16 protein-coding genes and 1 riboswitch are annotated in these 22,200 nt (G+C 41.8%); of the genes, 4 read left to right on the top strand and 12 right to left on the bottom strand.

All coding sequences use genetic code 11. From position 1 onward, the window contains the following. Nucleotides 1–34 precede the first annotated feature (34 nt). The 8 genes from C5695_RS02360 to C5695_RS02325 form a co-directional block, all read right to left on the bottom strand. Complete coding sequence (locus tag C5695_RS02360) at nt 35–1,756, bottom strand: pyruvate oxidase (protein ID WP_117728836.1); 1,722 nt, start codon at nt 1,754–1,756, stop codon at nt 35–37. A 70-nt stretch (nt 1,757–1,826) separates the two neighbouring features. Continuing rightward, a complete protein-coding gene (locus tag C5695_RS02355) occupies nt 1,827–3,653 on the bottom strand; it encodes an APC family permease (protein WP_117728834.1) in 1,827 nt (608 codons plus the stop codon). Nucleotides 3,654–3,766: 113 nt separating this feature from the next. Next, nucleotides 3,767–3,911: riboswitch (cyclic di-AMP (ydaO/yuaA leader) on the bottom strand. A 69-nt stretch (nt 3,912–3,980) separates the two neighbouring features. Then, nucleotides 3,981–6,068 carry a cellulose biosynthesis cyclic di-GMP-binding regulatory protein BcsB gene (locus C5695_RS02350; protein ID WP_117728832.1) on the bottom strand — a complete coding sequence of 696 codons (2,088 nt, stop codon included), beginning with the start codon at nt 6,066–6,068 and terminating at the stop codon, nt 3,981–3,983. Nucleotides 6,069–6,072: 4 nt separating this feature from the next. Beyond that, the gene (locus tag C5695_RS02345) at nt 6,073–7,296 is read right to left on the bottom strand and encodes a glycosyltransferase family 2 protein (protein WP_410369222.1); all 1,224 of its coding nucleotides are present in this window, start codon (nt 7,294–7,296) and stop codon (nt 6,073–6,075) included. Between the two features lie 37 nt (nt 7,297–7,333). Next, nucleotides 7,334–9,049: a DUF2334 domain-containing protein gene (locus tag C5695_RS02340; RefSeq protein WP_117728827.1), complete on the bottom strand. Its 1,716-nt coding sequence runs from the start codon at nt 9,047–9,049 to the stop codon at nt 7,334–7,336. Continuing rightward, complete coding sequence (locus C5695_RS02335; RefSeq protein ID WP_117728825.1) at nt 9,039–9,890, bottom strand: GGDEF domain-containing protein; 852 nt, start codon at nt 9,888–9,890, stop codon at nt 9,039–9,041. Before C5695_RS02335 ends, C5695_RS02340 begins: the two co-directional genes overlap by 11 nt. Beyond that, on the bottom strand, nt 9,871–10,953 hold the full coding sequence (locus C5695_RS02330; protein ID WP_117732981.1) for a glycosyl hydrolase family 8: 1,083 nt from the start codon (nt 10,951–10,953) through the stop codon (nt 9,871–9,873). The genes C5695_RS02335 and C5695_RS02330 overlap by 20 nt, the downstream gene beginning before the upstream one ends. A 196-nt stretch (nt 10,954–11,149) precedes the next feature. Then, entirely contained in the window at nt 11,150–13,336 is a 2,187-nt protein-coding gene (locus C5695_RS02325; RefSeq protein WP_117728823.1) for a DNA topoisomerase III, read from the bottom strand. A 565-nt stretch (nt 13,337–13,901) separates the two neighbouring features. Here C5695_RS02325 and C5695_RS02320 point away from each other — a divergent pair. Further along, nucleotides 13,902–14,198, top strand: a complete 297-nt coding sequence (locus tag C5695_RS02320; RefSeq protein ID WP_008347156.1) for a DUF3817 domain-containing protein — start codon at nt 13,902–13,904, stop codon at nt 14,196–14,198. A gap of 65 nt (nt 14,199–14,263) precedes the next feature. On the opposite strand, the gene C5695_RS02315 is transcribed toward C5695_RS02320, so the two are convergent. Then, nucleotides 14,264–16,513, bottom strand: coding sequence for a DUF3592 domain-containing protein (locus tag C5695_RS02315; protein ID WP_233230787.1), 2,250 nt, complete (start codon nt 16,511–16,513; stop codon nt 14,264–14,266). 389 nt (nt 16,514–16,902) lie between these two features. Here C5695_RS02315 and C5695_RS02305 point away from each other — a divergent pair, with 389 nt between their 5' ends. After that, entirely contained in the window at nt 16,903–17,085 is a 183-nt protein-coding gene (locus C5695_RS02305) for a FeoB-associated Cys-rich membrane protein (protein ID WP_117728817.1), read from the top strand. Beyond that, nucleotides 17,082–17,261, top strand: coding sequence for a hypothetical protein (locus C5695_RS02300; RefSeq protein ID WP_125482350.1), 180 nt, complete (start codon nt 17,082–17,084; stop codon nt 17,259–17,261). The genes C5695_RS02305 and C5695_RS02300 overlap by 4 nt, the downstream gene beginning before the upstream one ends. A gap of 443 nt (nt 17,262–17,704) precedes the next feature. Here the strand turns inward: C5695_RS02300 and C5695_RS02295 are convergent, their stop codons facing one another. Further along, nucleotides 17,705–18,127, bottom strand: coding sequence for a pyridoxamine 5'-phosphate oxidase family protein (locus tag C5695_RS02295; RefSeq protein ID WP_117728815.1), 423 nt, complete (start codon nt 18,125–18,127; stop codon nt 17,705–17,707). 292 nt (nt 18,128–18,419) lie between these two features. After that, nucleotides 18,420–19,289 carry an SDR family oxidoreductase gene (locus C5695_RS02290; RefSeq protein WP_117728813.1) on the bottom strand — a complete coding sequence of 290 codons (870 nt, stop codon included), beginning with the start codon at nt 19,287–19,289 and terminating at the stop codon, nt 18,420–18,422. A gap of 128 nt (nt 19,290–19,417) precedes the next feature. Here C5695_RS02290 and C5695_RS02285 point away from each other — a divergent pair, with 128 nt between their 5' ends. Next, nucleotides 19,418–20,056 (top strand): class I SAM-dependent methyltransferase, encoded by a 639-nt coding sequence (locus tag C5695_RS02285; protein ID WP_233230786.1) that lies wholly within the window; start codon nt 19,418–19,420, stop codon nt 20,054–20,056. 17 nt (nt 20,057–20,073) lie between these two features. Here the strand turns inward: C5695_RS02285 and C5695_RS02280 are convergent, their stop codons facing one another. Further along, a complete protein-coding gene (locus tag C5695_RS02280) occupies nt 20,074–22,161 on the bottom strand; it encodes a BglG family transcription antiterminator (protein WP_117728810.1) in 2,088 nt (695 codons plus the stop codon). Between the last annotated feature and the right edge of the window lie 39 nt (nt 22,162–22,200).

The raw sequence follows: 22,200 nt of genomic DNA, 5'->3' as shown, positions 1-22,200 counted from the left end.
CAGCCTTCTTTTCAGAAGACCGACTACATTTGTTTTAGAAAAAGCGTTTGAGGCTTTTCTTGAGTGGAGGGATATCCAGTTCACCTTTTTCAAAGAATTTTTTCAATAAATATTTACTGAAGCCTGCTGCTTGGGTGTACGTGATTTTCCCAGGTAACGGGGGTTCATTGGCGACAGCGACATCAATAATGACTGGTTTATCCGATTGAAGTGCTGTATCAAAGGCTGGAGCTAGTTCTTCATGTGATGACACGGAGATTCCTTTGCCGCCACACGCTTCTGCAAACTTAGCAAAATCAATATCCTCCAGCTCTATACCATAGTTGATGTTTCCTTTTACCTGTTGTTCATATTCAATCATACCCAGGTTGTTGTTGTTTAAAATCACAACAACGATTGGCAGTTTATATTTTACTGCTGTTACAAAGTCTTGCATGACCATTGTGAAGCCTCCGTCACCACAGACAGCAATGGCTTGCCGGTTCGGTTCATTTAACTTAGCCGAAATCGCACCGGGTAAACCACAGCCCATTGTGGCTAGCCAGCTGGAAATAATGAAATCCTGCTGTCTCATTTCGAAATGACGTGCCATCCATACCGTCACATTACCAACATCAACTGAAAGAATGGCATCGTCTTCGACTGCTTCTTCTAATCTAGCAATAACTTGCTGTGGTTTCAGCGGTGACGTAGCAACGGATTTTTCCTTATCCATTTCTTCTCGCCACTTCATCATATGCTCTGTACAAGCTTCAAGAAAACCACGCTGCTCTTTATATTCAATGTAAGAGGTTAGTTCATGCAAACCACTCTTGCTGTCACTCACGATTCCCACATCTACCGGATATCTTTTACCGATTTGATCTGGTTTAATATCCAGCTGAATCGCTGGCGTGTCCTCCGGTAAGTAGTCTCTATATGGAAAGGAGGTTCCAAGCATAATTAAGAGATCGCATTCTTCCATCGCTTCATATGCTGGCTTCGTTCCAATTTGACCTAGGTTACCTAAAAAGTATGGATGCCTGTCTGGCACAACCCCTTTTGCAGGAAGTGTGATGACGATAGGGGCAGCTGCCTTTTCTGCAAACGAAACAAGCTCTTCCTTTGCATTTCTTAACCCTTTACCTGCTAAGATGACTGGCTTCTTCGCATCGTTAATCAGCTGAGCTGCTTTTAACAGTTGATCTTTCTTCGGACGTACTTCTCCCTCAACATAAAGAGGAGATGTATAAACGGGTTTCCGCTTAATTTTTTGAGAAAATAAGTCATCCGATACGGTGAGAACTGCCACACCTTTATGGGTATAAGCTGCTTTTATGGCTTGATTCAATAAGTCAGGAAGCGCTTCTGCTGTTTGTACCTGCTGATTAAAGACAGCAACATCGTCAAACATCCGCTCTAATTTGATTTCTTGGAACGCGTCTCTGCCTACTTCAGCCGAAGCAACCTGGCCTGCAATCGCTAAAACTGGTGCACCATCTGCTTTTGCATCGTATAGTCCATTTAATAAGTGGACAGCACCCGGCCCTGCGATTGATAAGCAAACACCGAGTTTACCTGTTAGCTTGGCATCAGCCGCCGATGAAAGTGCCGCCACTTCTTCATGTCTCGTTTGGATAAATTGTATTTGGCTTGATTCATGCCTTAGTTCTTCAATCAATTCGTTTATGCTGTCGCCGGGCATTCCATAAATATGTTTCACGCCCCACTCTTCCAGTAGCGCTGTTACTTCTTTTCCTGCGGTTCTTTGCGGCATGTGAGAAAACTCCTTTTTTCTTACTACATACCACCGCATTCTTTTGATCAAACGTTTCAACTTGCTCCTGCTACTTTTTAAAATGATAGGGCAGGGTCGCTACCACAATATCCCGCTTCCATAATAGGCGGAATCTTAATAAAAAGGCAGATTGATTATGCAAAATGGTGTGCCATCTTTTTTTCGGGATAAATTGAGGCACGAGCACCATCACTTTATATTGATGGGCATTTGCTTTTGCCTCAACAGTCTCAAGAAACTTATCTAGCGGATGAATGAGACTTCGATAGGACGAATGCAGCATCACAAGCCGTACACCACTATTGAGTTTTTCCCAATCTTCTTCAATTTTCTTATCCTTTTCTTTATCAAAGGATACATGCACTGCTATAACCTGCTCTGATAAAGATTTTGCATATTGAACAGATTGTTCGACGACACGTGTGACACCTGCTATCGGCACGATGACTACATTTCCTTTAATCTCAACAGGCTTTGTTTCATTCAATAAACGCAGTTGTTCTCCAACAGACATGTAATGCTTTTTAATGGAATGGAAGATAAATAGAACAATTGGCATAAAAATAAATACTGGCCATACTAGGTGGAACTTGGTCAAAATAAGAATCATGAGAACAGTGAAAGAAATCAGCGCTCCCACTATATTGATGGGCATTTTCGTTTTCCAGCCCTGTGGTTTTTCTCGAATCCATTTCACACACATACCAGTCTGTGAGAGGGTAAATGGAATGAACACACCGACAGCATATAACGGGATGAGGTGTTCTGTTTTCCCATCAAACAACCAGATGAGCAGCATGGAAGCTACGCCTAAAAAGATAATGCCGTTGGAGTAACCAAGCCGATCCCCTCTTACAGTAAACATGCGCGGCATATATTTATCCTTTGCTAAATTGACAGCCAATAATGGAAAGGCTGAAAAACCGGTATTTGCTGCTAATATCAAAATTAAAGCAGTAACTGCCTGAATGACGTAATAGAAAAATGTACGTCCAAATGTGTCTGAGGCAATTTGTGATATAACCGTTTCCTCTGGCTTTGGTGAAATGCCGAAACCAAACGCAAGCAATGTTACACCTAAAAATAAAACAGCTAGTAATCCACCCATCATCAACAATGTTCTCGCTGCGTTTTGTGCAGCTGGTTTTTTAAAGGATGGAATCGTATTTGAAATGGCTTCTACTCCAGTCAGAGCAGAACAGCCAGATGAAAAAGCTTTTAATAACAAAAATAATGTAATTCCTTGTACGTGTGTGCCTATCGCTGTATGTTCAGGTGCTGGCGGTACACCGCCTGTTAACAATTTAAAGCCTCCGACTCCAATTAATATAAGGAGTGAGAATACAAACAAGTAAACAGGATAAGCCAAAATAGATGCTGATTCTGTCAATCCACGCAGGTTGAGCACCATAATGATGATGACCAATACAATGGAAATCAAAACATGATATGGATATAGTGCTGGAAAAGCCGATGTGATGGCATCGGTTCCCGCTGAAATGCTCACTGCTACAGTCAAAATATAGTCTACAAGCAATGATCCGCCAGCGATCAGTCCTGGTTTTTCACCTAAGTTTCTGCTAGAGACGACATAAGCTCCTCCGCCTTCTGGATAAGCATAAATGATCTGGCGATAAGATAAAATTAACGCCATTAAAAGAATTAATACACAACCTGCAATCGGGAGTGAGTACCAAAATGCTGCTGCACTAACGACGGAAAGAACAATCAAAATTTGTTCTGTACCGTATGCAACTGATGATAATGCGTCTGATGACAATAATGCCAACGCTTTGATTTTTGATAGTTTTTGTTCTCCTGCTGCCTGTGATTTTAATGGTTTACCAATTAAAATACGCTTCATCAAACTGTACATGTGGTGCCCGCTCCTTCAGTGTCAAACGATTTTAAGTTACAAAAGATGGATCGCCAAAAAGACACAGAGGCAATAGAATGCCCCTGTGTCTATTGTTTAGATCACAGGTTGGTCTTTGCTCTCTTTAACGCTTACGAGGTTAGCTGACGGATTCGGGCGCATGAGACTTTGCCCTACCTAAAAAGGATTCACCCCACGTGGTGCTTTACACCACAATTGGTTCCCCCGCTCATCGAAATGATTCAGCGATTGGTCTTTTATAAAAGAGATCATACTCCCGTTTCACACCAAAGTAAAGAGATTTTTTCGAGGTCTTTTGACCGTTTATTAATCAGTCTTTTTGCGGTTTTTTCGTACGAGATAAACAATCATTACAACCACAAAAATGATCAAGACAGCGATGCATGCAAAGTAAACCCAAGACTCACCGACGCCTTGCTTTTTATCTTTTTTCAGATCATTCGTTGTGCTGTTCACTGTTTGGTGATTAGAGAACATTTCTTTGTTTTTGCTTTCTATTGCAACTGTTGCGGTCTCCGTATTTGTTTGAAGAAAACGTATCATTTCATTTGAAACATCAGCGTCAGCTGCATTCATTCCTGCAAAAACGGTCATCGCTTGGTCTTGATTCCATACAGATGGTTGTGTCCATACAATACGAGCCGTTGTTTCGTTGATCATGCCAAATGAGGATACGTCATATTGACCCTTTTTCACCGGAACGATGAGGTCGTCTGCTTTTTCTTTTAAAAGAGAGAATGTCTGGACACCCCCGATGAAAATGAGAGAGTTCTTTTTCAATTGTTCATTTGTTACATTCGATGCTTTGATCAAATGATAGTGAGCAGCTTCCGGCTGACTAAATGATTCTGTCAGCATCGCCATCTGATTGATCGTTGCTTGCTTGATTTGGTCTGGCATGATGATCAATGTGTTTTCTTGCTGCGTTTCTGAAGTGTAAGGAATCGGCCATGCGGATAAGTCTGGTGTATCACTAGTTGTTCCTTCTGGTATTTGAAGAGAGCTGTTCTTATCAATGTAAATCCAGCCTTCTTCATCTGTATATCTGCAGGATTCCATGTTTTTAAAACCTGTTGTGACAAACTGCAAGTCAACATATTCGTTCTTTTGAAGTACTTGTGAATCGACTGGAATCGACACATGATAGAATCCGTTCTCATCTTTGTTTCCTAGTTTTGTTAACGGTACGTCGTGCGGTTCGTTATTGATCATCACTGTTAAACGTTCCGCTTTGTTCGCTTGCTCCGATTTTTTAAATGAAAGATTTAGTTTTTCACCTGATTTTTGTGAACCGATCAATGCTTTCGCATAATAGTAGTGATCAGATGATGTCTTTTTGGTACCAACTGTGACATCATCTGCGCCAAAATCTTTTAAACGAATATGGTGCGATGGCTTAGAAGTATTAGCTGTCACCTTTTGTAGCAGCAAATCTGTGCCAGTGAGCTGATCCGTCAGTTCTGGTTGAGTTAGGACATTCATTTTTTCAGCAATTGTCTTTGCCTGCTTAGCAGTGACAAATAAAATGGGCTGTTCTTTTTTCTTTGCTGTCACGGTTCTCACAGCTAACGTGAGTTGATTGTGTTCTGTTTTCAAGCCCGCAGCTTGCTCAATCGATTTCATTCGTCCACTCCAGCTTCCTTTTGCTCCCACAGCAATGGTTGGATGCGCAATTTGCTTGAGGTCCTTTTCTTGAACGAGTTTGAGATCTGCTAGGCGGTCTTTGTTTTTCAACGTACGGTATAGCTTAATAGCTGCTTCTAATTCAGAGGCTTCCGGTGCATTTGGAATCACAATATCTGTTTGTTTTTTCTGATCACCTGATTGAATAAAAGGTGACGGGAAGCTGTCTAACGTTACGTCTTTCGTTTGAGTTCCTTTGAACGCCAGCTCACTTTCAGGATATACTTTCAACCAATTGGCAGGTGTCTCTTGATTGATACACACACCTTCTTTTAACACACCATAAAATGCGAGCTGAATTTGATGTGATCCTTTTTTCATCTGCGCTTTGTTCAATTTGATCTGAATCGATTTTTTTTGGTTTTTCCCTGATACCGGGATCGTCTTTTCAATCACTCCATCAATCATCACTGTGAATGAAGATGGCGAAATGAGTAATGGTGAAGCTTCGATATTTAATGTAAGAGTGCTAGACTCTACTTTTTCTTGCTCTATTTGATAGGAAAATTCAGCGCTGCCTTCTTGTCCATACAAGGTCACCACATCTTCTGATAAATGCTGCACTTCTGTTTGATGTCCTTTTGAAGAGCGAATCCAATCGTCTTTCACTTGGACTCGATTTGATTGTGCCATTGCTTGACCCGCCATGAAAAAAGGCTGAATGGCAAGGGATATAGCTACTATAAAAATCATCCATTTGACCGATTTCAATTTGTCACCCGCTTTTCTTTTGTTGTTGATCGTAACGCTCTGTTTTGTACCATGTCACTTCTTGTTTCAATAACCGGCTTTTAGCCTCTACGCATAAGGAATACACGACAAGTGCAATCCATACTTGAGAATAGGTAAAGTACATGAGAGCCACAATGAGAATGTTTTGTTTAGTCAGCTCTGTTTTTTCAATACTTAATGTAATCATCACCTCTGTGAGAAAGAGAAAGAAGGCTAATCCCCACAGGATCAGTGCGACAGCCCCTACAGATAAGTGAAGGTCAACAAATAGGTTTACAATAAAGATGCCATTTGACAGTAGAACACCGAAGAAAAATAAGAAATACGTAAAGAAGAAATAAAACAAATCGAAAATCATTCGTTTTCGTTTCAGCTTCATAAACTGCCTTAAAAATTTGAGGACAACATATTGATTCCCTCTAGCCCAGCGCGTTCTTTGCCGCCACCAGACCTTCCATGTCTCAGGCTCTTGTTCCCATGTGATTGCAGCTGGGAAAAATCGAATCACGTACCCAAGGTTATAGACACGGATCGTTAGTTCGGTATCCTCAGCCAAAGCATGGACGTCCCAGCCACCAAGCTCTTCTAAGATGTGCCGGCGGATGGCAAAGTTGGTGCCTGGTATTGTCGCAATACCGAACCACTTCCATCTGCCGCCCTGTGCCATCCATTGGAAGCAGATGGTCTCAATATTGATAAATTTGGTCAGCAAATTTTTAGCTGCATTGATGACCCTGAATTTCCCGACAACAGCGCCGGCTTTTGGGTCATTCAGTAACCCAAGAACCAAATGATAGACAGCCTTTTGTTCCGGCATGTTATCTGCATCGTATACGCAAATCACTTCTCCTGTCGAAGCCTTCATGCCTTCATTCAGCGCAGTGGATTTCCCTTTCCCTGCAAATGGCGGCTTCGTTTCAATCATATGAACATGATCATATTGCTCACTGAATGATTGCACAATATCTCCTGTTCCATCAGAGGAATTGTCATTAATCACAATGATTTCAAGGAGATGTTTAGGATAGGATAGCTGAACCATCGCTTTTAATGTCTGCCGAATGACCACTTCTTCATTATGAGCAGGAATCAAAATGCTGACGGTCGGCAGCTCTTTCGCTTGTTTTGTCCACTCAGGCAGCACTTTCTCATAGGTAAGGTAGTGCTGAAAGCCGCCCTGCATGAGAAACATATGGTATAGGAGCATGATCCAAATCAGTATTAATGAAAGATAAAATAAGACATCAGCCACCTAATTTTCTCTCCTTAAAAATTCGTTTTTTCATTGTTAGTCTTAAATACAATGTATATAAAGCAAATGCCGCAATAAATAGCATCACCACGACTGTGAGAATACGCAGCATATTTTCCATGCCGCTTCGTTTGACTGTTTTTGTTTCTGCTATGTTGGATTGCTCTACTTGAATCTGTCCATTCCCTGATGTTTTGATCCGTACATGGGCAGTTTGGACCGTCTGTTTTGTTTTCTTTACATTCAGCCATTCACTAGAAGGGATTGCGTCCATCTGATCTAACAAATCCTGCAGCCCTGATATCCCCCATTCCACATCATAGGATAGCCCGATTTCGGCTGATTGAAGATGCTGTATGGATTGGATCGTCTGTTCAATTACAACATTTGGACCTTCTTGGCTAGACGCTCTCTCTATTGGTTGCTGAGGGTACAAGGTCATACCATGTAACATAGCAGGAGCCGTCATGAGCGGCGGGGCACCGACTATTTTCCAAGTGCGGTCTGACAGCTGTACCTGTCCAAATAGACTAGACATATGCCTTGAAATCACTGCATAACCTTGTTGAGATATCGCATCATGCGGCACCTCGAAGGCAAGAGGATATAGACCTTGCTGCGCAAGAAGCTCGATGCCCTTTGTCAGTTTTTCTTCTGTATAGTCGATTTCTTGCGCCTGATTCGATTTGATATACGTATTAAAATCTTTTTTATTAGGAAATTGGCTTTCAAATTGTTTCTTCTCGGCTTTTTTTGGGTCAATTGACGATATGGGCTGATCATACTTTGTATCCCAGAACTCGAAGCCCTGACCCGATTCCTCCGTTCGATACGTACGACTAAAGCCATGAAGAAGAATACTTGCTCCATTGCCTTGCAGTTGTTTTAGGACATTGACAAGCTGAGGGCGGTCACTGAGTGTGACCTCATCCCCTGTTGCTCGATCCACCCAAACAGGTGTCACTGCGATCATAAAAGGAATATGCCGTGCAGATATAAATTGTCCAAGTTCAAGCAGGTTCTTCTCGTCAGTTGCTGGGCTGATGTTTCCTAGCGTGACGTACTTTGTCGTCGTTTGCATAGCAGAAGGTATGTATTTTTCTAGCACTTCTGCAAGGAGTTTGTTGTGCTGCACGATATCTAAGATTCCGATATATGCCGCACCTTCTTTTGTTTGAATCACAAATGGCAGATCAGCTTGATGTTTCTTTAATAGAAATTCACTTTTCAAGTCCGTCCCTTGAACTGTGAACGCACGAATACTTCTCTCTAGCTGACGGTATGTCGGATCATGTGTGTGCTTCATTTGACTAATATGATCTTGTTTGTGAAAAGTAAGCTTAGAGAATGAGCGAAGCTGTTCTGCATTGTATCCAATGGCGATAACATGCTGTGATTCGTTCAGCGCACGAACGGTTTGCTTTGACAAGGTTCTCTTTATTTCACCGAGATAAATGACTTGTTGAAATTCGTTGATTCTCTTCTCAGCCAAATGTTCATCGGATACAATCGTCGTCTGTTTTGAAAAATGACCGGCGAGTAGATCCAGCATATGAACAGCTGGCGTCACTTCTCCTGATTCTGTGGAATATACGATCAAGGTATTCGGCTGCGTGACACGAGCATCGGCTGGAGCAATGTGTTGAAACGAAAGAATCGAAAAAAGCGCGATCATCAAACAGCATTTCATTAAAGAATTAAAGTTCATTCATCATCATCTCGTTTTCTAGTTCTTCTAAAAATTGCTCTGGCGTACGATAATCCGAGCTGCTTGTTAAATGACAGACATGAAATGTCAAGGTCACTTCACGACCGTTCAATAGGACATGTGTCTGTAGTTTATCCTTCAGCTTATCAAGAACGACTGACACGTTTTCTTCTGGCGTGTGAGTAAGCAGCAAGCCCATTCGCTCTTCCGATAATCGGAATTTCTTATCCGTTTCTCTTACGCTTTCACGAATCTTGAGACTTAGTTGCTGAAATAGATGCTGCATTTCTTTTTCTCCATATAACGATTTGAATTCAGCTGCGTAATGCATATGAAGAAGGATAAAGACAAATGGCTGTTTATACCGTTCTGCTCGTTTCATTTCCTCTGACAACTCGAGCCTCATTCGCTCGGCATTGTCAAATCCTGTAGTCGAGTCAATCGCCACGAATTGTTTGATGGCTTGTTTTTGTTGCTCAATGGTGTGACGCATCGTTTTGATCCGTTCATGTAAGTTTCCCGCTGAAATAGCGAAAAAAAGGAGTGCTGCGCCCCAAATCACTACATCTTGCAATGTTTGATTTGAAAAGAGAGGATTTTCATGACCAAGCTCTGTAAAGAACATAGCGCTTCCTATAAAGAACAACATAAGTAAGGTGAAAATTAATGCTGGTAGGATACCAAATAAAATCCCGCAGCCTAACACAACAAATGTCAGTGCGATGATCATATAGCTCTCCGCATCATGAACGTTGAGGTAGCCCATAAACAAAATAAGACCTGCAAACGTGAGGAGCAGAGAGTAGTACAAGCGATACGTGTTACTGAATAACCGATTCATTAAGAAGCTCCCTTTCTGCAATCAGCGGCAATAAGTTATCAAATGAGTGTGTGTCTTTTTCGTTCATGTATCCTCCGTAATAAGGCTTGAGAGGATCTTTGATTTGTAATTCCTTCATGCGTTCATAAACATCTTTTGCGAATTCCGACTCATTTTGTTTGAGAGCATATAAGATGACGAGTGCATAGACAGAGGGTGATTCATATGTGACAGATGGCTTCAATGTGCCCAGCTTATATCTCCCGTACAGCTTTCCTTCTTCTTTAAAAGTGGTTTTAAGCCATTTCATGATGGCGGACGTATGAACGTTTGCAAGATCGGCATGAAAGGCTGTGTAGAGTTGATCAATCATATTGATTTCTTGATCAAATGAATAGGCTTTTTTCTTTATGTCATAGGATTTAGGAAAGAATCCTTTTTGTCTCGGTGCATGTTTTAAAATGGCCAATTGATGACTCGCCATTTGTTTCGTGAATATGTGGAGGGAAACCAATTCTTTGATTGCTGCTGGGTCTATATATGAGAGTGTGATAGTGTGTGAAGTTCGATTTGCCGCTGCATCATAATAATCAGACAAGATCCCTTTATACATATTCTTGTCTTTTAACGATTGAGCGATATCTTTTGCTGTTTTTTGATACGCCGGCTTCTGCCATAAATGATCTGCTTTTTGAAGCGCTGCTATTACACGTAAATCATCGACTAAGGCATTGACCTGACTTTTTTGATCAGATTCGATTTGCCAGCTGAGAAGGTGATGGTCTAGTAAAAATTGATCTTGCAGGACATGAAATTGCTTTTCAAAAGAATTTGGATCTTTTTTTCGAACAAGATAATCCATCCAAAGTCCAAGTGATTCAGACAAGTAGATGTGCTGCTCTGCAAAAGAGGTTCGAATCAAGCCTTGATCTGTCATTAGGTGGTGAGTCATAAAATATTCTCCTGGCAATACAGGTTGCGGCGATGCTGGATCTGATGATTCTTTTTGCTGTTTCCAGGTACATCCGCCTAGTAGAATGACAATGAGTAAAACAATAGCCATGCGATGGATGCGTGTATACATTCGTGTCCCTTTCAACTCCCCGTTCTCTTAGTATCTAACGATTTATTATAGAGCGTTTCTGCTTAAATTTAAATAAATATTTTATACCAAATTACGAGTCTTTTCGCATATTTATTCCCATTTTCAGAAAAACAATATGCCATTATGCTTGATAACATTGAAAAACCCATGCGTTCCCGCACGGGTTTTTACACAACTATTGATCTAATTTTAGTTTCTTTAATTGTTCAGCTAATGCGTTATTGATTGGTTCTTCCACATTCTTTTGTTTCTTCATATATTTAGACACATCGTGCTTACTGGCTTTCTTTTGATTGGATTGCGATTTGCGTTTTTCGAAGACAGACAGCTTTTCTCTATGTCCGCACACACAAGCAAAGATTTTACCATCGCCTTCACCGCGCAGCTCAAGCTTTTTATGACAGTTCGGGCAGCGGGCGTTTGTTTTCTTCGCCACATTTTTACGGTGGCCGCATTCACGGTCCTGACAAACGAGCATCGTTCCATGTTTTCCATTCACTTTCAGCATCAGCTTTCCGCAGTCAGGACAATGGGTGCCAGTGACATTGTCATGCTTAAAGGTTTGGTTCGTCTGTTTGATTTCAGATACAGCTTGTTTGGCATACGACTTCATTTCATGCATGAATTGAGTAGCTTTCAATTGCCCTTTTGCGATTTTAGAAAGCTTTTGTTCCCATTCGGCTGTTAATGCAGGAGACTTTAAGTCCTCAGGCACTAAAGAGAGCAGTTGCTTCCCTTTTGATGTGATGAAAATGTCTTTGCCCTTTTTCTCAATTAAGAAGCTGTTGAACAGCTTTTCAATAATATCCGCTCTTGTTGCTACTGTCCCTAGCCCTCCTGTTTCACCAAGGGTTTTCACTAAGTCCTTTTCCTTGTTCTGCATAAATGCCGCTGGGTTCTCCATAGCAGATAATAGGGTCGCTTCATTGAAACGTGCAGGAGGTTTCGTTTCTCCTCTTGTTTCTTTCAGCTGGCGTACGTCTAGTGACTGTCCTTCTGAAAGCAGCGGCAAGTGTTGATCTGCCTCAGCTGATTCCTCTTCTTCATAGGAATCATCGTACACGGCTTTCCAGCCGGCTGATTGCACGGTTTTTCCTTTTGCTGTGAATGTTTCACTGCCTATTTTAGCGAACACCGTTGTTTCCTCATACTCAAAAGGATTCATAAGTACAGCAAGGAATCGTTTGGCAATGAGATCATATAATTTACGTTCTTTGTCACTTAATGCTCCTGGATACAGCTCTTCCTCGGTTGGAATGATCGCATGGTGATCGGACACTTTGGCATCATTGACGAAGCCTTTGTGTGCCTTCACACCTGATTGTAAAATCCGGTTCACATGCTGCGCGTATGGTCTAACGTTCATTCCTTTTAATCGGTCTTTTAATGTCGGAACGATATCCGCTGAAATAAATCGTGAATCTGTACGTGGATATGTCACAAGCTTATGCTGTTCATACAATCGCTGAAGTGTAGATAATGTTTCTTTTGCGGAGAAACCATAGCGTTTATGCGCATCACGCTGTAATTCAGTCAGATCGTACAGACCCGGTGCAAAAGCTTTTTTCGCTGTTTTTTTCAACGCGTCCACCACTGCTGGTTTTCCTTTGCAGGCGGCCAAGCGCTCTTTGATCACATTCTCTTGGAATGTGCGGTTTTGCTTTGTTTTGGCATCCTGCCAAGTCAAAGTCAGTCCATCTACTTGTGCAGTCAATCCGTAGAACGGCTTCGACTGAAATTGCTGAATGTCTTCTTCTCGTTTGGCGATCATCGCAATCGTTGGTGTTTGTACCCGTCCGCAGGAAAGCTGTGCATTGAACTTCGTTGTCAGCGCTCTTGTTGCGTTGATGCCGACAATCCAGTCTGCCTCTGCTCGTGCAACGGCTGAGCGATACAGGTTATCGTATTCTTTGCCATCTTTTAATCGTTTGAAGCCTTCTTGGATGGCTTTGTCCGTGACAGATGAAATCCATAGTCGTTTCAATGGCTTTTTCACATGCGCTTTTTCAAGAATCCATCGTGCGACAAGTTCCCCTTCACGGCCAGCATCTGTTGCGATGACAATGTCTTTGACATCTTTTCTTGTAAGCTGCGCTTTCACTGCTTGAAATTGTTTTCCTGTCTTTTTCATTACCACAAGCTTAAGCGGCTCTGGAATGATCGGTAAATCCTCTAAACGCCAGGATTGAAATTCTTTTCCGTAGCCTTCTGGATCAGCCAGTGTGACTAAATGGCCAAGCGCCCACGTCACAATGTATTGATCTCCTTCTATAAAACCATTTCCTTTTTTATGACACTTCAGCACACGCGCAAGATCACGTCCGACTGAAGGTTTCTCTGCTAATACAACTGTTTTTGACACTAGATTTCACATCTCTTTCTTCTATCCATCCTTTTATTATAGCAGACGTGGAGATGCGGTTCTAATGACAGAACATGAACTCGAAATGAAGCTGAAATCAGAGTACAAACAACACTTGAAATAGAAACTCTTCTACCACTAATTACTCTACACTGAAACGCATTCAGAAAGTCATACGGCATAAGAAATTAGAAAGCCATATAATTTCCTAGGCACAAAAATACCTCTGGACTAAAAAAGGTGTTTATCTGGTAGAATTATTTCGAGGCTTAAAGCATAGCTCACAGTCTTTGCAGTACAAGTAACTAACAATTTTTTCTCTTAACCTAGACAAATAAGTATAGATGATGAAAAACAAAACAATTCCAATCGCCTCTTTTATAAAAGGGATAAACACGATCCATTTAATCAAATAATCTTTAGAATCTAGAAACGGAGCATCATTCCCATTTTTTAAGCATTACATGAACATATTTTGAATTTTTCGTAGATTTCAGCATGTACAGACGTACTTTCGTTTATATTAGAAGATGAGAAACTAGCTTTTATACAGGAGGATTTGTATATGCATACAAGTATCAGCCGTCTTCGACAGGCGGGTTTTATTGAGGGTATGTCTCTTTTAACCCTTCTTTTAATCGCCATGCCTCTGAAATATTTTGCGGATATTCCGATGGCCGTCACCATTGTAGGCTCTCTTCATGGCGCATTGTTCGTGATCTATATGCTTATTTTGGCATATGTGACATTTAAAGTTCGCTGGCATTTGAAATGGTCGATCGCCGGTTTTTTTGCGGCCTTTATTCCTTTCGGCAACTTCGCCTATGATAAGGTGCTCCGCCAGTATGATACAAAAGCTTAATCAAAAAGGGCTAAAACGAATGTCGTTTTAGCCCTTTTTCTACACGCAAAAGCATTCTGTTCTTTTTATATTGATGCATATTTGACAATGGCTGCTTGACGCGTCATGTCGTCATATGCCACCCATAATTCATCACCAGGCAGTACGCTAGTGATGGGATCGATTGGCTGTTTCACTTCATATCGCATGCCGTCTCTCTCAACCTGAATGATTGCTAGCGGCTGATTGCCAATTGCCTCGGCAAACTCGACATGAATCACTTTTGCACTTCCTTGTTTCTCTTGCATGAGACTCATTTCTCTATCAAACTCTTCTTTTTTTGTCTGCATCGTGATTTGAGTTCCTGGCGCAACCTGCATATGATCAGGGATGAATTGGCTGACCGTTTTTGTGATGGACTGTCCTCCGCTTGAAATCGTCACGTCCAGCATGATCGGCTTCTGTCCATGAATTGTAACTGGATATGGCTTCACCCGCTGAATGGTTCCTGTTAACGTCACATCTTTCCCCGGTCGATTCCGCACTTCATGGCCATAGGCTGCCATTTTCAACTGACCGCTGATGTCGACGAGGTCGGCTTTTTCTCCTGTTCTAAATTCATAACCAGCGGCTTGAATCATCGGAATGGTATACCTTTTCTGATCTACTTCAAATGTAAGCGATAAGACAGTGCCTCGTCCTACGGTTCCATATGAATCTATATTTCTTAAAACAGCTCCTTTGATGAACTTTGGCTCACTTGTCTGTGAGAAGTCCCCCTCTTTTAAGAGCATCGCTTTTTTCTTCTTCGGGTTGTAGAGAATGGTGATACGCTGACCCGGCTGCGGTATCTGGGTATAGGATACAACCGTTTTTACCGCCTGCTCGATGTTTTCCCCATCATATTGAAATTGAAGCTGCATTTTGACAAGCGGCTGTTCGTTGATGTAAGTACCCGTTTCTTTGACAGATACAATATTGGCTTCTAATGTGACGCTGTCCTTGATCTTGTTCTTTCTCACCAGTCTCAAAATCGGCGGCAGGAAGATGGCTAGTCCAAATAACAGCAGGGGAATAAACAGCCATATCGCCCAGTTGAGGATGAGCGGTCCGCCTTTCATGACATATTGCATAAAGGTGTCAACAGACGTTTTGTGAGCAGGACTTGCGTTTTCGATTGAGATGACTTTTTGCAAAGGAAATTCCTTTAATTCTTTGCTTTTCGTCTCAAATGCACCCGTTAATTGATTGCCAAATGAATAATAGAGCCAATCACTCTTCACATCTTTATTGAAAGAGAGCTCTTCTCTTTGTAAAGATTCATATGAGAACGACTGGATCAGCTTGCTGACAGACGTCGCCTTATTCGTACGATGGTTATAAATATAACCAGTCAGTTTGCCCTTTGCTTCGTCCTTTGCTGTAGAGCCTGCAAGAAGAACTTCTTCTTCATTAAGCTGGTAGATAAAGGTTTGATAAATCGGTTTTGGCGTTGGGACGACTTCTCCTAGCCTGCCCTCTGCATTCACTTTCCTTGCTCTTTTTGGATAGTTAGATTCGACAGCGACCGCAAAATTTTGTGATGTTCCGATCGTTTTTTCTAGCTGCTGCTCCACTTTATCTTCAATGAGGCTAAACGGTTCAGCGTCTTTTGAGACATAGACCCCAAGCTGATCCTTCTCGTTTGATATTCCGCTGACATACGCCTTCTGGTCATTTTTCAAAGACAATTCAAATATAGGAATCGGGGTCTGCCCTCTAAAGGAATTCATGACGGCATCGATAGAAACGGGTCTTGCTGGCAGCTTTAGTTTGTTGAGATTGTGCACATGAAATTGACCATCCTTTAGCTCACCGATGACCGCAGCGGCGCCTTCCATTTCTCCTGTAAACACGAGCCGTCCATTCCACTGATATGTATTCGTTTTTAAAAATGAGGGAATCTGTAGGTTTTGCTTTACGAGCCCTTTCTTTTCTCCGTTTGGAGACAGTTTCTCGATCAACAGCTGCTCGTCTTTAGTTTTTAAAGCAAGTAAGAGATTGTTTCCTTGAATGGATGGCAGCATTTCATTAAACGAATCGCTTGCTGTCGTCCATTCACTGATTCTTTTTCCTGTATGAGGATCATACATTGCAAAATGGAGCTGCTGATCTTTTGAGACAGCACTCACCACTCGTTTTCCTTCATCAAATGTAAACATTCGTTTAACGTCATATTCTGTTACTTTCCCTGCGGACAAATCATCTTGGTAATGGTTCCACACCAAGACACTAATAATGATCGCTGGAATAAAGAAGACAATATATCTGAGGAAAATCACTGGTATTCTTTTCACTTGATCGCTTCCTTTCATGAGATCCTTTATCTTATACGTCAGTTCAGCGAGAATGTTTCACGCTAGAAGAATACCATTCCAGCTTCTAAAATCCATATTTTACAAACTTGGTTATTTGCGATAAAATCCAATCAGATTCAAAAAAGGAGTTATCTCATTGGATAAGCTATCATCGATCATTCTAGCGGCTTGGCTACGTGTTCCTCGTTGGTTCAAGCAATGGGTGCTCGTATCCATTACCATTTTCTTTTTTTATATGTGCTTTGTAAAGGGGCTGACTAGCTGGCACACCTTGTCCCCTATCACTTTGTGCTCGTGCGCGATTGGTTCCTTCTTCATTTGGCTAATATGGCGAAAAGGTCAAAAAAACACGTGAAAAGGGGAAAATCATGAAAGAATCCATCAGTTATTTTGCTATCTCTTTCGTTCTGCAATGGATTTGGTTCGGCATCGTGCATCCAGATAAAGGCGTGACACTGCTGGACATGTTCATCTTTTCTATTTTGTTTGCGGTGATGTTCTTTTTTATTCGGAGAATTTGGCAGTATCAGAAGAAGGGGCGAAGTGAGTGATGATGAAGCTCGCCTTATTCACTGTTGTCATCTGTTCATTCATTGGCCTATTTTTAATGTCGAAGCCTTTTGAGGCGGACGTTATGCGTTTGGTTTCTACTTTCACCTTTCCTGTTCTCGGACTGATTGGTTTCGGGATTTTATTGTGGAACCCAATCAAAAAGGCTGCCAAATAGATGGCAGCCTTTTTCTTGCTCTTTTCATGCAAATAAATAATCAATGTGTGATCTCCGTTACGGAGTGTATGAATTAAGATTCGATCATATCAGTGTGTCATATGTGTTCCGAGTGAACCTACGTTTGAAAGTAAACGCCATGGAAGTTCTGGATAACAAGACAACGAAAGCCCTACCTCTCATTCGTCCTTACGGCTCCGAAGCCGCGCCAGTGTGAATTGTAAATCAAAACGTCTTTTTTCCATTCTTCCGCTTTTATAGGGGGCGGGTGCAGAAGGAAAAGAATAAGTTTGTTCGCTTTGAAAGCGTCTCGTTCTTATCAAGTAGAAGCTCTATTGCTTCTCATTATGTCATAGAAAAAAGAAAGTTTACTTTCTTTATTTATTTGCTTATTTCAACACTTAATATAAAACTATAACACATTCCCCCTGCTTACGCAAGTGCTAAAGTGATAATTCTGCTGGAGTACGGCTTCCTTCATTCATGTAACGAATGGAGGTTGGGTCAATCTTCAGAATCACTAGGTTTGGATCATCTTTTCCTTTAAACCACTTCTCCATCTCGTCAGACCATAGGCGGTCGATCAGTTCTGGATCATCGGATAATGTGGCGGTACCTGCGATTTCTGCATACGTGTCACCGAAACCCTCACCTGAATATCCGATGAGAATATGGACATTCGGGTTTTTTTCAATTTCGTCAGCTTTATGTGTCTCTTTGCTTGTTGGCGTATATAATGTCAGCCCTTCATGGAAAAAAGTCATATAGCGGGTATGCGGCTTATCCTGTTCAACGGTCGCAAGTGTTCCGACCTTTTGTTCGTCTAATAGGTTGAGAACCTTTTGCTTTAATTCTTCTTGTGACATATCGTTTCACTCCTTCAAAATTTCATCCGTACTCTTAGGTTTCCACGACAATCCATTCGTTAAACAAAGAAATGTGTTTTTCATAAAAAGCGTTCTTCTGGCTGATGCTATAGAAAACAGGCACACTGAAGGGAGAAGTTGAACATGCATCATGCAACGATGTTCCATTTGAGTTCACTTGTGATTGCAGCAATTGTTGTGGGCATTATTATATGGTCTGTCACATCTGTACAGAAGAATCGGAAGAAATACTAAACACCGCCCAATCAAAGCCGGGCGGTGTCGTTATTTATCATGTATTCATAAAGGAACCGCCATTGACATGAAGGGTTTGTCCTGTCATATAAGACGATTCGTCAGAAGCAAGCAGCACATAGCAGCCAACATGCTCTACAGGCTGTCCTGGTCTTCCCATGGGGGTTTCAGACCCGAAGCTTTCTACACTATCCTCATCAAATGTAGATGGAATGAGCGGCGTCCAAATCGGACCTGGCGCTACACCGTTCACCCGAATCCCCTCTTCCACAAGCGACTGTGCCATAGAACGCGTAAAGCCGTTGATGGCCCCTTTTGTCGCCGTATAATCAATCAGCACTTTGTTGCCTCGATATGGGTTAATGGATGTTGTGTTAATAATGGAACTTCCCGGTTTTAAGTAATCGAGTGCCTTCTTCGTAAAATAAAAATAGGAATAGAAGTTGGTTTTAAAGGTTTGATGAAGCTGTTCACTAGAAATATCCTGAATACGTTCTTTCGGATGCTGTTCAGCCGCATTATTCACTAAAATGTCCAGCTGTCCAAAGGCTTCAACTGTTTTTTCTACCGCTTTCTCGCAAAAGGCTTCGTCACCGACATCCCCTGCAATCGTTAAGCATTTGACGCCTTCCTGTTCTACACGTTTTTGCGTATCCTCTGCATCCTTATGTTCATTTAAGTACACAATGGCGACGTGTGCTCCTTCTTTTGCATAAGCAACAGATACAGCACGTCCAATTCCACTATCTCCACCTGTAATCAGTGCGACTTTCCCTTTGAGTTTGCCAGACCCTTGATATGATTCATCCTCAAAGATCGGCGCAGGATTCATTTCCCTTTCACTGCCTGGCTGCTGATCCTGTGTTTGGCGCGGAATGCCATTTGTTAAGTATTCACGTAAATCCATGTGTAAGCTCCTCCTTGATTTGTTGATGTATCCTTTCATTACCACCTCATTTTTTCACTCAAACATCCTTATACGGCTTAAATGCGTTTTGAAAACTGACATGTTTGAAGATGGGGGAAATCGGTTACATGAACATAAAAAAGGAGCGTTCTCAAATGCTGTCAACCATTTCGAAAACCTTTAGCAGACCAAAAGGCTGGCTCGGAAGCATCGCAGGTTTCATTATGGCAAATGAAAATAAAGCACTGAATCAGTGGGCGATCCAGCATTTAGATCTGTCAGATGGTGAAAATATTTTGGAAATAGGCTATGGTCCCGGCTACAGCATCAAGCATATGCTTAAGCATTATGAAGATCTTCACATAGATGGGCTAGATGCTTCCTCCACCATGCAGGAGCAAGCAAAATCCCGCGTCAACAAACGTTCAAAAGACAAACAAGTCCGGCTGTATGTCGGGAAAATTGAGAAAACACGTTTGCCGGGAGAGCAGTATGACAAAGTGCTGCCTGTCAATAATTTTACGATTTGGGATGATCCAAAGACTGGCTTACTCAACCTTTATCATACGTTGAAACCAGGCGGGAAACTTGTTATTGTGATGCAGCCAAGAGAAAAAGGTGCTGACGCCAGCCGGACAAAGGAGATGGGTGATACCATCTTGAATGACTTACAGTTTGCCGGGTTTGACCATTTTTCTGTTGAGTATGAGGAGATTCGTCCAACACTTGCTGTCTGTGTCACAGCCAAAAAGCCGAGAAGCGAATAAGCTCTCGGCTTTTTTTCTTACCATTTTGCCTCTTTTACAAATTGATAGAACAGCTGATGCAATTTCTGTTCAATCTCTTTCTTTGATCCATGCCCGTAAAGCACCATGCTTTCTTCACTTTCAATGATGGATGAGCTGATCAGACTAAACATTTCAGATCCTTCCTTGCCAAGCTCTTGCGGCGCCAGCATCATGAGCATTCGAGACATCAGTTGCTGCCCGCCGTCCATACTTTTGACCTCGTATGCCTCATCAAGATCATAGATATGAAAAATCGGTTCCTTGATGAATTCATGTTTTAAATGAAAAAGAGCAAACTCGGTACCAGGAATACCCAAACCACCTTGCTGTTCACGTTCCAGTAAGCCACTCGCCACATCATCCGCATGTGTAATAGACCCTTCTTCTTCAAGCTGACGAAGCAGCTGCCTAATAGTTGCCTCATGCTGCGGCATCGTCTCCCTATTTTCTATTGTAAAATGGGACAGAATGCTGCGAATCACAGCCATATAATTCGTCACCTGCTCTGCAACCGCCATCATATCTACCGATTCTTGTACCGAGTTTTTGACAGCTTCTTTCGTCCTTTTTTTCTCGATTATATAAGGGATCTTTCGTTTAATATGAGCCTTCACACGCATAGCGTCATCTTCGTTTAGTAGCGGGCTGACCATGATGTAATCGATATGATCATATGGGATAGGAACCGTCGAGACGATCATGTCATAGCTTGATGAGTCGATTTTTTTTAGCTCCATCAAGGAAGAAAGGTCGAACTCGGCGATTTCTGGCAATTCTTTTTTTAAACGAGAGGCGAGCATTTTGGAGGAACCGATGCCACTTGAGCACACGACCAATGCATGAATGTTTGTTTCTTCTTTTTTGATTTCAAGCACGGAGCCAAAGTGAAGCACAATAAACGCAATTTCATCCTCTGGAAATTCAATCTCAGGAAAGAAACGCTCGACTCCTTCTTCAATCGCCATAAACAGCAAAAAGTAGTCCTTTTTAATTTGTTGTGTCAGTGGATTATAGATTCTCATCTTTTCCTTTAAACGGTTCATCGCAGGTTCGAGATGAGACACGAGTCCCTCGTATAATGAATCATTCTCATTTAAATGGTAGCCCGTTTTATTAGAAATAAAATCAATGAGTTTCTTCGTTCTGAGCGCTATATCCAATTCAATCTCATCAATACGGTATTCTGCCCCAAAGCTACGATTCGCACTGCGCAGATGGATCGTCATATACCCGACCTCTGCTTCAGGAATCTCCACATTAAACATGCGTTCTAATGCTCTTGCAATTCGCAGTGATGATTCAAATTCTTTCGTCCGCTTTAGGTCAAGCAGCTCTTCCTCTTCCATTCGAATGGTTTCGCCAAGCTGAATTCGTTCGATGGCATAGGTTAAGTGAACGACAAGTGCAATATAGGCGCTATCAGATAGGGAGAGTGACAGTCGATTTTTCAAATGAAAGAGCAGTCTTTCTACTTTGAGCAGCTGTCCTCTGCTGACAACGCCAAACACCTTTTCCGTCGCTTTCGTTCGATGCTTGATATTCATTTCAATTGTTTCTAAAAATAATTGAATATCGAGCCGGTCGACAATGAGGTTGCCGACGATCTTTCGTTTGGCTTCCTCTGGTCCTTTTAATTCAATACCGTACCCGCGCTTTCGGATCAGCTGCAAACCGTAAGGCGCAATCCAATCTGTTAGTTCATCTAAATCGTAGCTGATGGTCGCATTTGTGACCTGCAAATCGGCTGCTAGTGTATATAATTTCACCGGTTCCTTTACTTCAAGCAGCGCACATAGGATGAGGAGCTTTCGTTCATCAGAGCTGTATTCAATTTGATCCTCATTTGATATATGAGCAAGAAGCCGCTGTTTATCATCCTGTTCACCAACTGCCTTTAAGCCTCTGCCCGGCTGTTTATCCAGTGAAAGATCATAATTCTTTAATATAGGTTTAATGGATTTTAGTTCTCTATGAATCGTTCTTGTACTCACCTGAACAGAATCGGCTATCTCACGGATGGTGACATAACGATTTTGCTGAATGATGTATTTGATGATCTTCTGCTCTCGTGCCGTTATGTACATGAAATGCCTCCCTCTGTAAAAAATAGGTCTATTGTCACA

The organism is Bacillus pumilus, from assembly GCF_003431975.1.
GTDB lineage: Bacteria > Bacillota > Bacilli > Bacillales > Bacillaceae > Bacillus > Bacillus pumilus_N.
The sequence above is the reverse complement of the archived record's forward strand: the minus strand, read 5'-3'. Positions and strand labels throughout refer to the sequence as shown.